We start from the raw sequence: 13,710 nt of genomic DNA, 5'->3' as shown, positions 1-13,710 counted from the left end.
CCGTGCGTGCTAGCTGCCCTGGCTCAGGCTGACATTCCAGAAGAACCAGGCGTTGCCGGTGACGTAGCCCTGGATCTCTGCCCGTCGCGCCTGGAGCGTGTGGCTGTCACCGATCTTGATGAACGGCAGCTCCTCATAGATCAGTTGCTGGTACTCCACGATGGTCTGGTACCGCTCCTCCGGGTCTGCCAGCTCGACCATCCGGCTGAGGATCTCATCCTTGCGGGGATCGTCCCACCAGCCCGGCCATTCCTTGTCATTGAAGATCTGGGTGGCCGGGTGCCAGGAGCCCGGCAGGCCGACGACGAGCAGTTCCCACAAGTCAGGCTGCGCGCGGCGCTGAACCACCGTCGCCCAGTCGGAGACGACCAACTCGACGTTGACGCCGATCTTCTCCAGCTCCTGCTTGATGTACGCGGCGGTGTTGTAGTGGTATGGGTACTCCTTGGTCGTGAGCCAGCGGAGCGGTTCGCCGTTGTAGTCTGTCTCCGCCAGCAATGCCTTCGCGGCTTCCGGGTCGACGTTGCGGTAGACCTCGTCGCCGACATCGGTATGCCAGGCGGTCTCCTGCATCGCGATCCCCGGGTCCAGGCGCGTCAGTTCGATGTTGCCGAAGGCGGCGATCAGGGCCTGCTGCCGGTCGAACGCCATCGCGACGACCTGGCGCAGGCGCTTGTCGGTCATGGGACCCTGCTTCTTGTTGAAGTTCACGCAGATCCACATGCCCGGCTTGTCGATGATGGGGACGACATTTGGGTCGCTCTGGAGCAGCTCGAACTGGTCAGGGTCGACGTCGCGGGCGAAGTGGAACTCGCCGGTGATCAGCCCGTTGGTCGCCACGGTGACATCAGGAACCGGGATGATGTGCAGCTCGTCGATGTAGACCTCCTTGCGACCGCTGTGGCCGTCCGGATCCTCGGTCCGTGGTTGATAGTCCTCGAAGCGCACGAGGCGGATGAGGCGATCGACCTGATGCTCTTTGAGCAAGAAGGGGCCGGTGCCGATCGTCTTCTCGTCGGGCAGCTTCTCTGTGCCCACCTCGCGAGCGATGGCGGCGGGCATGATGAACGCTTCGTGCAACGCCAGGAAATCGAGGAGGATACCGGTCGGTTGCGCGAACGTCATCGTCACGGTCAGCGGATCGGTGGCCTGCACCCCTTCTTCGGCGAGCCGCGAGTACACGATCTTGCCGCGACCGGTCATCACGCCCCACCGCTCGAGCGAGGCGACCACATCCTCCGCAGTCAGCTCTGACCCGTCATGGAACTTGATGCCGCTCCGGAGCGTGAACGTGTAGAGGAGCCCGTCGTCACTGATCTCGTATCGATCGACGAGCATCGGCCGTGGGTTGAACTCGGAGTCCTGGGCGAAGAGCCCCTCGAAGATGTGGCGCGTGATGTCCGACGTCACCGTGGTCGTCGTGAACATCGCGTCGGCGACCGACGGCGGCTCACCGATCATGGCAACCTTGATGATGCCGCCGCGCTGGTGGGTGACTTCCTCCGTGGTGCCCGATCCGGACTCCGTGTCTTCGGTACCCTCCGGCGTGCTCCCGGCCCCACCTTGACTTCCCGAGTCCCCAGAGGAGGTGGGGGTGTTCTGCGGGATCGGCTCCTGACCACCGCATGCCTGGAGCAGCGCCGCGCCCGCTGTGCCGATTCCTGTCAGGATCAAGTGTCGCCGACTCAGCCGGCGCGTCAGGACGTCGAGACGGTCCCCCTGGTAGCCGTTCTCCATTGATGCCCCAAACCTCCTCTATCTGCGGCTCTGGCTGCCCTGTCCTCGACTGCACATCTGACAGTGCGCCTCGTCACCGCGGCTCCAAACCCATCACACGCTGTCTCAGCGGGTGTGTTGCCCTTCGTTGGGCACACGGTCAACGTTCAGGACCGCTCTGCCTCCCCGCCCGACGGCAACGCCCTGGCGGCGAACTGGCAGAACAGATCGCGTCGCTCGGCTCTATTCCGGTGTGGCTAAACGGTCGCTCATGCACCGCATGCGCGGTGTTTCCTTCGGGGGGTAGCCTGAAAGGGTACCGCAAGAGTGCGCAATGTGCTCGCTATATGAGAGTGTAGCTTCGCGTTGATCGGAACCGGCGTTCTCCCCCACAATCTCCGACGCTTAGACCACACCTACGCGTTCCGGTCAACAACTCAGTCGTCTTTCGCACCTGGTCTTGTCTCAATCCGACGTTGCTCTTCATGTGAAGCGCGTAAACCGGCAGAAGCACGCGTACACGTCGAGCGCGCGACCGAGCACCCAGATCAGGATCTATGTGGTGTGCGGTTAGGACTTGACGGCTGCGAGGAACTCGAGGATGGCGTCGGTGTAGGCCTGGGCGATGCGGTCCTGGATCTCCGGCTGCTGGGCGAGCGAGGCCTCGGTCGGGTTCGAGAGGAAGAGGACCTCGTTCAGCACGCCGGGCATCGCGCTGGGGCGCAACCTGCCGGGTACGGCCGGGCCGAGCATCACCAGATGTGGGTAGTCGGGCAGCACTCCCAGCCCGGGCGCCTCGAGTTCGGTCTGGTCGAACACCCCGCGGTCCACCGCATCGTAGCCCGCCTCGCGCAGCCCCTCCACGACGTGGCGCTGGATCAACTCGGCGAGGCGGCGGCTCTCGTCACTGAACGGCCGTGTTGAGTCGTAGTAGGTCTCGGTGCCGGTGGCCGCGGGGTCGACGTGGCCGTTCAAGTGGATGCTGAGCAGGAGGTTGGCGCCGCTGGCGTTGGCATGGTCGATCCGCCGCTGCAGGTCGCGGAGCACACCCTCGGCCGTCAACCCCTCGCCGTCCGGCTGGACATCCTGCGGCTCCAGACCGGGCAACTCGTCGCTGGTGCGCGAGAGGACCACCTCAATCCCCGCCGCGCGGAGCCGCTCGGCCGTCCGCAGCGCGATGGCGAGCGTCACGTCCTTCTCCTGGACCCAGGTTCCGTCGAGGGTCGTCCCGCCGGTCCCCGTGTCTGGCCCACCGTGCCCGGGGTCCAGGTAGACGACCCGGGTGCGGGAGGGTGTCGCTGCAGGGGACGCGGGGTCCGGGGTGGTTTCGGCGGTCGCTGCTCCTGGTGGCGAGGGCTGACCCGTCGCGGTGGAGCGTTCGGCTGCGGCCTGGTTCCCCCCGAACCGGTGCGGCACGCAGCTCACAATCAGGATGACGAGCGCGAGCAGGGAAAGCAGGACCGGGGGCAGCCCGCGGCGGGGCCCCAGTCGGCTGTCAATCCGGCGACGGTCCATCGTGCGTCCGCTCCCTGTCCAGCACGGCCAGGCACGCCCCGAGTATGCATCGCGGCGGCGTCGACCAGTATGGCAGGGCGAGCGGCCAAGGTTGTCGCACGAATGCTGCCGGGACTGTGGCGGCGTGTGCCCTAGGCCGGGGGCGGCGGCGCAGTGGCTGCGCGTTCGGGCACCCTGGCATAGCGGCCCCAGCCCGTCAGCTCGGTCCAGATCGCGCCGATCGCGAGGACGGCGATGAGCAGGCTGACCCAGGTGGTCCAGCCGTAGGGAATGGGGAGCAGACGGATCAGGACGACAATCGTGACCCCGACGAGCATCGCGGCCCAGAGTCCCGTGCGCGTCGTCGGCCGGCGCAGGAGCAGGCGGCCGATCGTGATGCCCACCACGATCTGACTCAGGTAGGCCGCCAGGAGGAGCAGGCCGAGGGCGATCAGCGCGAGCGGCACACCCACGATGGTGACCGCGAGCACGACCGCCAGGAGCGGCACGGCGATGAGGAGGGCGACGCCCCATCCCAGGCTGACGACGGGACGCTCACGCAGCGTGTCGGTCACGATCCGGGTGGTGCGCGGGATGAGCAGGACGATCGCGGTGCCGACCAGCAGCGCCCACGCCAACCGGAGCAACGTGGAGATAATCCAGCTAGCCACGCGCGCCCCGGTGCTCTGCCCGGCCGGCTGCTCGCGGGTGGTGGTCCCCGCCACGGTCGCACCCTCGGCGATGTTGGCCGCGCCGGGAGCTTCGTAGATCAGGTCGCCCTCGATGCTGGCGTTCTCCGCGAGCGTCAGGCGGCCGTCGAGGTCCAAACGGACATCTCCACCCACGGTGCTGTTGAGGCGAAAATCGCCGCCGCCACCGCGCACGTCGCGGCCTACCGGACCGTCGACCGTCACCGTGCCGCCCGCGACGACGAGGTCCTGACCCACACGTGCATTCGAGGTGATGCGGACGGTGCCGCCGGCGACCACGACATCCCGTGCGACCTCGCCGTCGATCGTGATCGTCCCCGCGGCGACCCGCACGGTGCCCCCGACGGGCCCGCTGACCGTGACATTGCCCGAGGCGATGTTGACGTTGCCGTCTACCGGCCCGGCAGCGGTGACGGTCCCGCCCGTCGCCACGAGGTCGCCCGTGACCTGCCCGTCGATGCGGATCATGCCACCACTGATGTAGAGGTCGTCATCGATCCGCTCCTCGGAGCCGATCGAGGGGCTGGAGCCGGAGCGGAACTCAGCCGCCAGCGCGTCACCTGTCCCACCGGCCACCGGCAAGAGCAGCGCCGCCGCGACCGCAAGCGTAATCACGAAGACCTGAAGCGATCGGATGCGCATCGGAACGATCCTTTCCTCGCCGCACGCGTGGCAGGAAGCGTGCCGTTGTTTCTCCGCTGCGGCGCCTGGTCGGGCCGGCCAGGAACTGAGGACGGCTGGCTGGGGAGCGGGGGGCTGGCGCGTCGGCCTGTATGAGATCGGGTTTCCGGCGGTGGCACATGCCCGGGAACGAATCCGCCGGGCCCACAACGAAAGCCCGCGAGGGCGGGCTGGGAATCAATGTGGAGTGCGGCGGCAAGAGCCGCCGCGTTGGTATGGCGCGCCGCCGGGATACCACACGTGGCCCAACCATGCCGTCGCCCGGTGAGTGCCCGGGGGTAAACCCCCGGGCTGACAAGGCGAAGCCGGCTGAAGCCGACTGGGACGAGGCAGTGAGTACATCCGGTGTGGTGAGGAGGCGCGACACCGTGGCTTGTGCCCTGGGGTTTACCCCCGGGCCCGTGTCGACCGTGTGCTTTCGACGAACTCGCCTGATTCCCTGAGCACGCGCGTGCCTGGCCATCGTGGTGCATCGTGGTCGCGGTTGTGACCTCGAGGCGTGGCGCCGCAGGGTGGTGGCGCTCCCCGGGGGCAGGGCAGCGCACCGGGAGGAGAGCGCAAGACGATCTCGGCTCAGAGGCCGGGGATCAGCCGTTGCGCTCGAGTTCGCCGTACTCGGGCTCGGGGCGGTGGCTCTCGGCCGTGTGGGCCTCGATGGCGAGGAGGATGGCCCGCGCGATGTTCTCGCTCAAGCGGGTGAAGGCTTGTTCGGTCAGCCCGAGATCCGCGGCGGACAGGTCCTGCCGGATCGTCTCGGCCAGCGTCGTGAGGGTCGGCCGGGTGTGTTCGGTGGTCATCGCTCGGCACTCCCTTCAGCGGTGCCGCGCGCGGCGGCGGTGTGCGGTGTGGGTCGTTGGGTCGATTATCGGGGCTGTGTGGGAGCCGAGCAAGAGAACGGGGCCGGCCGCGATGGGCGGACCGGCCCCGGTGTTGCCCGCGCGTGAGCGCGGAGGGGAAATGGCGATCTAGAGCTAGGTCGCCCGGTGACTAGAAGATCACCGCGCGATCCATGATGCGGCGGACCGGCTCGAAGTCGCGCCGCGCCTCCTCAGCGCTCGGGGTACCGTCCTGCCTGGTCAGCAGGATCGAGCCGTAGTAGCTCTCGAACCCCTCATCGCGCCCACTGCGCGGGGCCAGGATCTGAACCAGACGGGTCAAGCGAGACATTGTTGATCACCTCCGTGGTACGAGGGGCGGCGAACTCAGTGCCGTCCACTGATATTAGTCTATCACCATATGGTGATATGTGCAATACGTGGTCGGCGCCAGGAGTCCGGGTTGCCCCCTGTCCAACCGGTCATGCCCGTCCCTGTCCGGCCGGGTGGGACGGCCAGCCGATCGCTCGCTGTTGCATGTGGCGATGGGGCGAGTGATCGCGCGTGGATGTGGCTTCGGGTCAGGGCAGGAAGAGGAGTCCCCAGGCGGGCCGCAGTACGACCACGAGGCCTCAGACGAGGAGGGTAATCCCGACCACCGGTACGAGGCGCCGGCCCCAGCGGGTCGTCTTCTCCGCGACCATGATGCCGGTCAGGCCGACCATCCACACGATGTTTCCGACGCCGACGGCGAACATCACCAGCATCAGCGCCCAGCAGCACCCAAGGCAGGAGAGCCCGTGCCGGACGCCGAGCGTCCAGGCCGGGCCGAGGCCGCGCTGGTAGTGCTGCCGCAGGAACGTGAACGGGGTGCGGCACTCGTGCAAGCAGTGTTCCTTCAGGGAGCTGAACTGGAACGCCCCGGCGACGAGGAGGACCGAGCCGGAGATGAGCCAGGGCCGCGCGGCGAGCCAGTCCCAGCGGTCGATGAGCCAGTGGAGCCCGGCGTCGGCGCCGAGCACGACCGCGGCGAAGCCGGTCCAGACGGCGAAGTAGGCCGCCAGGAAGATACCCAGCACCAGGCTGGGGTGTGCCTGTCCCCGGCTGGTCCGGGCGAAGAGCCGCATCATCGGGAGGCTGGAGGGGAGCATCATCGCCCCGGTCATCAGTTGCCAGGCAGCGAGGAAGGCGAGCAGGGTCAGCCAGAAGGGCGCGGTGCTGCCTTCGAGCAGCGCGTCATGCGAGAGTACCCGGTCGCGGCCGGTCAGGATGGCACCCAGGAAGAGGAGCCACGCCAGCACGGCAAGCGCTTCAGCGACGAAGGCGGGACGGGCGATGGTGGCGCGTAGCTGCATGCGAGATACCCGCCGGTGGAGCTGAGCGAAAGCGATGATCGCCCACGCAGCATAGCGAGCGGCTTCCCGGTCGTCTACGGAGATTACAGAAGCGTTAGGCAGCGGCTGCTGCCCGGTTCCGGACGCGCCTTACCCCCAACGGTCTGGGTGGTCGATGAGTGTAAGTGCGCATTAGGGGTGACCCAAGAGCGCGGGTTCACCAGCTGTCCACCTTGATGCCCGTCCAGGGGAGGTAGCTGGGGCGGGGGAGCCGAGCGCTGACGCGGGGGACGAGCGCGTAGGCGGCGAGGGTCAGCAGTGACCCGGCGATCCCGTCGACGATGTAGTGGTTGCCGGTGCCGACCACGACGATGTTGACGAGCACCCAGTAGCCGAGCGCTGCCCAGCGCAGCCGGCTGCGGCTGAGCCGGATTACCCCGAGGGCCACGAAGAGGGCGAAGGCGACGTGCATGCTCGGCATGGCCGCGAAGGGGTTGTAGAGGAGCGTGTCGGCGTGTGCGTCGTAGTTCGTGCTGGTGAAGAGCTTGACGGTGTCGACGAAGCCGAGCTCCGGGAAGTAGCGCGGCGGCGCGAGCGGAAAGAGCCGGTAGACCGGGATGGCGACGACGAGCAGCGTCAGGTAGATGTTGCGCGTCTCGACGAACCGGTGGGGACGCAGGCAGAGGACGCCGAGGCCGAAGAGCAGGGTCGCCGGGAGGTGCACGTAGATGTAGATCCAGTTGAAGATGTCGACCAGGCGGGGATGTTCCAGCACCCAGGCCTGGACGTGTGCCTCCCAGAAGAGCCCGACAGACCGCTCGACGGCGATGACCAGCTCGGCGTTTGCAGTCGCCGCCTCCGGGGTGCCCATGGCGAGGCCGCGCAGGACCTCGTGGACCCAGAAGAGCGCCAGCACCAGCGCGACCTCACACACGCCGAAGCCGACCCACTGAACCACGCGCCGCCGTCGGTCGGCCGGCAGGCTCCATTGCATCCCGTTGGCACCTCCTCGCTCGCTATCCGGGTTGGGTCACCCGCCCCGCGCCCGGACGGACCTTCCGCCAGTCCCGTGCCCGGCTTCGGCTCCGAGGGGGCGATGGCGGCGAGCGTCAGCTCCGCTCGCGAGCGGTGAAGACGACCGGCTCCTCTATCGCCGGAAGCTGCATCGCGCGAGCGGTGCGGCGCACCAGGTCGAGCCAGGCCTTGCGCACCGTCTTGCTGGCGGTGAAGGTCTGGTCGTTCTGGAAGGCGACCAGCCGCTCGCGGTCCAGCCCGAGGTCCTCGGCAAGGTTGCGGCGCAGCTCACGCCGCCGTTCGTTGGTGATGCTGAGGAGTTGCTGGAGTTGCTCCACCACAGCGCGCACGGTGTCCGGGTCACGTTCCACGAGCTCCCGGGGCGCCATGAGCAGATGCGTCGGCAATGGGAAGCCGCTCAGGATGAACCAGGCCCGCACGAGATCACCGACATGCCCGTCCGCGGAGGGCCGGAACGCCGCGGCACCCTCGCGCACGGCGGCATCGCGCTCGTCGGTGGTGCGGTCCCAGCCGGTAACCTGAAAGCCGTAGAAGTGTGTGAGGGTGGCTCGGGCGACCGCTTCTGCGGTGCGGCTGACGTCGTCGAGCGCGACCACCGCGTGGTCGATCTCGTCCGGCCGGCCGGGTGTCCAGATGATGATGGGGCCGTTGTGGTGGGAGACGAGCGCCACGTCGGTGACGACGGCGTAGCGGTCGGCCAGGTAGACGGCGTCGATGCTGCCCAGGAGCGCACAGGCGCCTCGCTCGGCGACCATCTCGGCGGTCAGTCCGGGTACCAGTTCGATGCCTTCCGGCGGCTCGACCCAGCCGCGCTCGATGGGGTAGGTGATGGCCGCGGTCGTCAGGCTATGGTCGATCAGGCAGAGTCCCACGATGTTCTTATCCTCCGTCGTGCTCCATGCCGCGGGCGACCGGGCGCGCCGCGGTTCGATGCAAGGGGTATACCAGAGTTCGGACGCCTCGCTCATGCCCGACTCGTAATGTCCACTGCTCTAAGGGCTTGACTTAATGCAATGAAGTCGCTAGTATGTTCCAGGATCCACACGAAAATCGTTCTGGTGGACGCGATCAGCGACGTTTCAACGGTACTCGTTCATCCGTCAGTTCAACTATCGCGGCGTTGTCACAGGGTCGGGAATGATCCCGATACAGTGCCGCGGCGTGGATGAATCGAAGGGGTTGGTCCCGCGCGATCGTATCTCCTTCCGCATCCAGGACCACGCTGCAATCGAGCCGGCGAGGTCTCCCCGCGTTCCAGGAGAGCGCCCGAGCGGTGGCTGACAGCTTTCTGATTCTATCGTCTGCCGCACCGTGGAGGGCGACTCCGCCCCGGTAACGATACCCCGTCCAGAGCGCCGGCATCGTGCCGTGCCGGCTCCCGGTTGTTGGATAGCCACAAGGGCGCCTTGATGAGAGGTGCCAGGCGTTCGTGCGAGCACAGGGGAGGGCCACAATGACGACCGCGCGATCGACCGAGGAAACCGGTGGCAACTCAATCAGCCGCGGCGGCACACCTGCGAAGAACCCCAAGGACCCGAAGGATCCGAAGGAAAGCGTCGGACGGCGCGACTGCTGCAACGTCGATATCCGGATCGACTCTGCCAGAGATGTGCACATCTACAACTGCTCGTGCGCGGCGCCGGGCGGAGGCGGCCCGGCCGCGCCGCCGGAGAGCCAGCCGTGCTACCCCCCGGTGGGCGCCTGCCTCCCGGTGGTCCCCGGTGCGAAGCACAAACTTGACCGCGACTACAAGCTCGCCCGCCTCGCCGAGCGGGTAAAGGTGCCGAGCGCGTTGGCAGCGGGGACCGTGCATTTGATGCGCCGCTTCCTCCTCGGGAAGCCAGCGGCCAACCCGCTGGAAGCCGCGGCGTTCGCCACCCTCGGCCAGATGCCGCGTGACTTCTTGTCCTGCGCGGTCGCGGCCTTCGACACCGTGCCTCCGCGCCAGCGCCAGCGCCTGTTTGCATCGTCACTCGATCTGGATCCGGATCAGCCGCTCGACGAGGCGACGTTGACGGCGGCGCTGGCTGAGGAGATCAAGCAGCGGATCGGGATCCAGGTCTTCGACGACCCGAAGGCCGCAGAGGAGGAACGTCCCGGACGCATCCGCATCTACGAACCGCAGGGGGAGGACTTCTTCTCACAGGTGCGCATCTGCGCCATCAACGACCTACGAACCGCCAACTTCTACCCGCCGCTCAACCCCGGCGACTACCTGCCCGACGAGTTCCAGCACGATTGTGAGCTCAAGATCGTCGATGGCGAGCCGCAGGTGGTGTGTCAGGTGCGGACCACCGATTGCCCGGGTCACACGCTTTCGGGAGGGGTTTGCGCCCGGGTACTGGACGTTGCGCAGGGCGATGGTGTCGTGCTGCAAGGAGTGAACTACTTCAGCGTGGACGCCAAGGTCCGGTTCTCCAACCCGCAAACGGGAGAAACCGTGCGCGAGGTGGAGGCGCACGTCTGGGGTGATGTGGATACGCCCGTGACCGAGGTGGTCAACGGCCAGACCGTCCTGATCAACGACTGCCGCGTGCAGGACCGCCTCACGTTCCAGGTGCCGAACGATCTCAGTCCAGGGCGCTACAGTATCCAGGTCGTCCTGCCGAATATCACCGGTATCGACGTCTTCGGCGCGGAGCTCGTCTCCAACGTTGAGTTCATCAACGTGATCCCGGCGCCCACGTCGCGCTACCAGATCGTGATCGAGGCGATCTCCGCGCGGAAAGAAACGTCGCCGGAGTGGCTGGGGTCGGACGAGGTCGGGCTGCGGACGATGGCGTTCCCGATGGACCTGATGTTCCAGCCGATCGAACCGATGCAGGAGCAGGCGTTCAAAGATCTGCGGGGCGTGGAGTTCGACACGGGTACCACCCGTGACATTGCCCGCGTTGTGTTCCAGCACGATCAGCCCATCCTGGCGATGGTGATGGCTGTGCTGGGCCATGAGATCGACAGCCAGCGCGCCTACGATCAGGAGATAACGGACTGGACGGAGTACTTCTGGGACCTCATTAAGGAGCAGGCGGCCTATATCGGTGCGGCAATCGTGGCGCTTGGGGGAGGCGGCGCGCTCGCGAAGCTCGGGAAACTTGGCGCGATTGCTGTCCTGATTGCGGCCGGCATCACAATCGGCGTCGATGCGATCATCGCCCTCTGGGCGCCGGCCGATCCCATCATCTTCGACACTATCGGACTGTCGATCACGGATCTGGCGTGGCTGACCAGCGCCGACGCGCCGCCGCCTGGCTCCTCGAGCTTTACCACCGAGGACGACATCGTCGTCAATGTGAACACGTCGATCCCACCCGTGAAGCGTCCACTCGAGTATGTGGAGGTCCGCGAGTACGTCAGCGACGACCAGGACAGCCGGTATGAGCTCCGGTACCGCTACAGCCGCGTCGCCTGATCGGGGACGCTGGACGCCCACGCGGCAGGCGGCGCGCTAGCTCAGATCGCCCGCGCCGGGGATCCAGAAGCGGTCGACGCGCTCGCGCAGCGCCCGGTGGATCGGCTGGGAGAGCGTCGGGTCTGCGGACAGGATGCGGTGTGCCTCCTCCCGCGCGCGCTGGAGCGTTCCCAGGTCGCCCAGGGAGGCGAAGCGGAGATCGGGCAGTCCGCTCTGGCGGGTGCCGAAGAATTCGCCGGGGCCGCGGATCTCCAGGTCGATCTCGGCGAGGCGGAAGCCGTCCTGCGTCTCGACGAGCGCGTTGAGTCGCCGCTGGCCCTCCTCGCTCACGTCGTCGGCGACCAGGATGCAGACCGAGCGAGCCGCACCACGCCCCACGCGGCCGCGGAACTGGTGGAGCTGCGCCAAACCGAAGCGGTCGGCGCCCTCGATCAGCATGACCGTCGCGTTCGGCACGTCGATCCCCACCTCGACAACCGAGGTGGAGACGAGGATGTCGATCTCGTGGTCGCGGAACGCGGTCATGATGGCGTCCTTCTCGGCCGGGCGCATTCGGCCGTGGAGCAGTCCGAGGCGCAGGTCGGGGAAGACCTCGGTCGAGAGGCGCTCGTACTCGGCGGTGGCGGCCCGGGCGTCGATCGCCTCCGACTCCTCCACCAGCGGGTAGATGATGAACGCCTGGCGTCCGGCCTCGACCTCCTTGCGAATGAAGCGATAGGCGTCGGGGCGCCGGTCACCCTCGATCCAGTGGGTTGCGATCTTCTGTCGGCCGGGCGGCAACTCGTCGATGATCGAGACATCGAGGTCGCCGTGGAGGACCAGCGCCAGGCTGCGGGGGATCGGGGTGGCGGTCATGACCAGCACGTCCGGGTTGTAGCCCTTCGCCCGCAGCCGGGCACGCTGGACGACGCCGAAACGGTGCTGCTCGTCGATCACCGCCAGTCCCAGTCGGGCAAACTCCACTCGCTCTTCCAGGATGGCGTGCGTGCCTATCAGGATATCGATCGTGCCGGAGCGCAGCCCGGCGTCGATCTCCTCCCGCTCGCCGGCGGGGGTGCTGCCGGTCAGCAGGGCGAGCCGCGGGCGACGCTCCTCGGGCAGCACGTCGTAGAGCGAGGCGAAGTTGCGGGCGTGCTGCTCGGCAAGGATCTCGGTCGGCGCCAGGATGGCCGCCTGGAACCCATCGGCGACTGCGACCAGCGCGGCGGCGGCCGCGACGACCGTCTTGCCCGAGCCGACGTCGCCCTGGAGCAGGCGGCTGGCCGGGCGCGGGGAGGCCATGTCGGCCAGGATCTCGCCCAGGGCGCGCGACTGCGCGGCGGTCAGGGTGAAGGGCAGCCGGTCTTCGAAGGTGGCCAGCAGTTCCTCGTCAATGCGGAAGGCGTGTCCGGTCTGCGCCTGCCACTCCACCTTGCGCTGCACCAGGCCGATCTGGAGCACCAGGAACTCGTCGAAGGCGAGGCGACGGCGGGCTGCCCGTTCGTCCGCCTCAGAGTCGGGGTAGTGAACCGCCTCCAGTGCCTGGGCCAGCGGCAGCAACCCGTGTCGTTGGCGGATCTCTTCTGGCAGCGGGTCGGCGATGAGGTGCGCGGCGGCGTCGAGCGCCATCCGGGTCAGAGTGCGCACCTGCTTCTGGTAGAGCCCGCGTGTCAGCGGGTAGATCGGCACCAGCCGGCCGGTGTGAAGCATCTCCGCGTCGAGCAGCTCCCACTCCGGATTTCGGAGGACGAGCGTGCCCCGCTGGCGCTCGATGCGGCCGCTGACGGCGATCGGCAGGCCTGGGTGCAACTGGCGCGCCAGGTACGGGTTGAACCAGATGGCCTGGACACTCCCGGTGTCGTCGGCGATCTCGGCCACGACCATCGTCTTGCCGGTGCGCGTGCGCTGCTGGTCGATGGAGACGACCGTCCCCTTGATGGTGCACTCGCGATTGAAGAAGAGGCTGGAGCCGATGGGCTCGATCCGGGAGTAGTCTTTGTGGCGGCGAGGAGTCAGGTAGAGCAGGTCCTCGACGGTGCGGACCCCGAGCGCCTCCAACTGCTTCGCGCGCTGCGCACCGACTCCGGGCAGGGTGGTGACCGGGTCGGTCAGCGCGCTGACCCGGACCTGGCGCGTGAGCCGCCGGGGAGCCGCGGCGCGCGGCGGCACGCGGGGCCGCTCGATACGCGGAGTCTGGACATCCCTGCTGGGGGCGGGCGGCGCCGGCGCGGCCGCCCGCGGCGGTCGGGCTGCGGCGCGCTGGAGCAGACGCCCGGCCTGGGCCACGCGCTCGCGGCGCTCCTCGGTCGAGAGCTGGTCGTAGTCGCGAAAGAGGCGTACCAGCGCCGCCAGCGTCTCGGCCGCGTGGCCGTCACCGCTGCCTGGTCGGTGGGCTCGTGCCTGAACCGCAACGAAGTTTGCCAGCCCGCCCGCTACGGCGGTGTCCTGGTACCCCTTGCGGTCTTCGAGCGCCAAGATCTTCCTGAGCAGCCCTAGCGGGTCGCCGGAGCCGCGCGTCGTTCCCCTGCTCATGCGGG

10 protein-coding genes are annotated in these 13,710 nt (G+C 67.8%); 1 reads left to right on the top strand and 9 read right to left on the bottom strand.

The annotated features are described in order from the left end of the window. Positions 1-9 precede the first annotated feature (9 nt). The 8 genes from STHE_RS09670 to STHE_RS09635 all read right to left on the bottom strand — a co-directional run bounded on the left by STHE_RS09670 (position 10) and on the right by STHE_RS09635 (position 8,753). Positions 10-1,737 (bottom strand): ABC transporter substrate-binding protein, encoded by a 1,728-nt coding sequence (locus tag STHE_RS09670; RefSeq protein WP_012872393.1) that lies wholly within the window; start codon positions 1,735-1,737, stop codon positions 10-12. Positions 1,738-2,286: 549 nt separating this feature from the next. Beyond that, the gene (locus STHE_RS19010; protein ID WP_012872392.1) at positions 2,287-3,231 is read right to left on the bottom strand and encodes an N-acetylmuramoyl-L-alanine amidase family protein; all 945 of its coding nucleotides are present in this window, start codon (positions 3,229-3,231) and stop codon (positions 2,287-2,289) included. A gap of 131 nt (positions 3,232-3,362) precedes the next feature. Continuing rightward, positions 3,363-4,562: a DUF8173 domain-containing protein gene (locus STHE_RS19005; RefSeq protein ID WP_012872391.1), complete on the bottom strand. Its 1,200-nt coding sequence runs from the start codon at positions 4,560-4,562 to the stop codon at positions 3,363-3,365. Between the two features lie 626 nt (positions 4,563-5,188). Next, positions 5,189-5,398 (bottom strand): hypothetical protein, encoded by a 210-nt coding sequence (locus tag STHE_RS09655; protein ID WP_012872390.1) that lies wholly within the window; start codon positions 5,396-5,398, stop codon positions 5,189-5,191. A gap of 190 nt (positions 5,399-5,588) precedes the next feature. Beyond that, positions 5,589-5,768, bottom strand: coding sequence for a hypothetical protein (locus tag STHE_RS09650; protein ID WP_012872389.1), 180 nt, complete (start codon positions 5,766-5,768; stop codon positions 5,589-5,591). A 280-nt stretch (positions 5,769-6,048) separates the two neighbouring features. After that, positions 6,049-6,771 carry a DUF2182 domain-containing protein gene (locus STHE_RS09645; RefSeq protein ID WP_012872388.1) on the bottom strand — a complete coding sequence of 241 codons (723 nt, stop codon included), beginning with the start codon at positions 6,769-6,771 and terminating at the stop codon, positions 6,049-6,051. A 196-nt stretch (positions 6,772-6,967) separates the two neighbouring features. After that, positions 6,968-7,744: a phosphatase PAP2 family protein gene (locus STHE_RS09640; RefSeq protein ID WP_012872387.1), complete on the bottom strand. Its 777-nt coding sequence runs from the start codon at positions 7,742-7,744 to the stop codon at positions 6,968-6,970. A gap of 115 nt (positions 7,745-7,859) precedes the next feature. Beyond that, entirely contained in the window at positions 7,860-8,753 is an 894-nt protein-coding gene (locus STHE_RS09635; protein WP_012872386.1) for an MqnA/MqnD/SBP family protein, read from the bottom strand. 485 nt (positions 8,754-9,238) lie between these two features. Between STHE_RS09635 and STHE_RS09630 the strand changes: the two genes are divergently transcribed. Then, the gene (locus STHE_RS09630; protein ID WP_012872385.1) at positions 9,239-11,194 is read left to right on the top strand and encodes a hypothetical protein; all 1,956 of its coding nucleotides are present in this window, start codon (positions 9,239-9,241) and stop codon (positions 11,192-11,194) included. Positions 11,195-11,230: 36 nt separating this feature from the next. Here the strand turns inward: STHE_RS09630 and recG are convergent, their stop codons facing one another. Next, positions 11,231-13,705 carry an ATP-dependent DNA helicase RecG gene (gene recG / locus STHE_RS09625; protein WP_012872384.1) on the bottom strand — a complete coding sequence of 825 codons (2,475 nt, stop codon included), beginning with the start codon at positions 13,703-13,705 and terminating at the stop codon, positions 11,231-11,233. Positions 13,706-13,710: the final 5 nt, after the last annotated feature.

It is taken from the genome of Sphaerobacter thermophilus DSM 20745 (genome assembly GCF_000024985.1).
GTDB classification, from domain to species: domain Bacteria; phylum Chloroflexota; class Chloroflexia; order Thermomicrobiales; family Thermomicrobiaceae; genus Sphaerobacter; species Sphaerobacter thermophilus.
The sequence above is the reverse complement of the archived record's forward strand: the minus strand, read 5'-3'. Positions and strand labels throughout refer to the sequence as shown.

Excerpts from the sequence above, each read along its gene's own strand:
- STHE_RS19005 (WP_012872391.1), bottom strand. The coding sequence starts at position 4,562 with ATGCGCATCCGATCGCTTCAGGTCTTCGTGATTACGCTTGCGGTCGCG.
- STHE_RS09640 (WP_012872387.1), bottom strand. The coding sequence starts at position 7,744 with ATGCAATGGAGCCTGCCGGCCGACCGACGGCGGCGCGTGGTTCAGTGG.
- STHE_RS09650 (WP_012872389.1), bottom strand. The coding sequence starts at position 5,768 with ATGTCTCGCTTGACCCGTCTGGTTCAGATCCTGGCCCCGCGCAGTGGG.
- STHE_RS09655 (WP_012872390.1), bottom strand. The coding sequence starts at position 5,398 with ATGACCACCGAACACACCCGGCCGACCCTCACGACGCTGGCCGAGACG.
- STHE_RS19010 (WP_012872392.1), bottom strand. The coding sequence starts at position 3,231 with ATGGACCGTCGCCGGATTGACAGCCGACTGGGGCCCCGCCGCGGGCTG.
- STHE_RS09645 (WP_012872388.1), bottom strand. The coding sequence starts at position 6,771 with ATGCAGCTACGCGCCACCATCGCCCGTCCCGCCTTCGTCGCTGAAGCG.
- recG (WP_012872384.1), bottom strand. The coding sequence starts at position 13,705 with ATGAGCAGGGGAACGACGCGCGGCTCCGGCGACCCGCTAGGGCTGCTC.
- STHE_RS09635 (WP_012872386.1), bottom strand. The coding sequence starts at position 8,753 with ATGAGCGAGGCGTCCGAACTCTGGTATACCCCTTGCATCGAACCGCGG.
- STHE_RS09630 (WP_012872385.1), top strand. The coding sequence starts at position 9,239 with ATGACGACCGCGCGATCGACCGAGGAAACCGGTGGCAACTCAATCAGC.
- STHE_RS09670 (WP_012872393.1), bottom strand. The coding sequence starts at position 1,737 with ATGGAGAACGGCTACCAGGGGGACCGTCTCGACGTCCTGACGCGCCGG.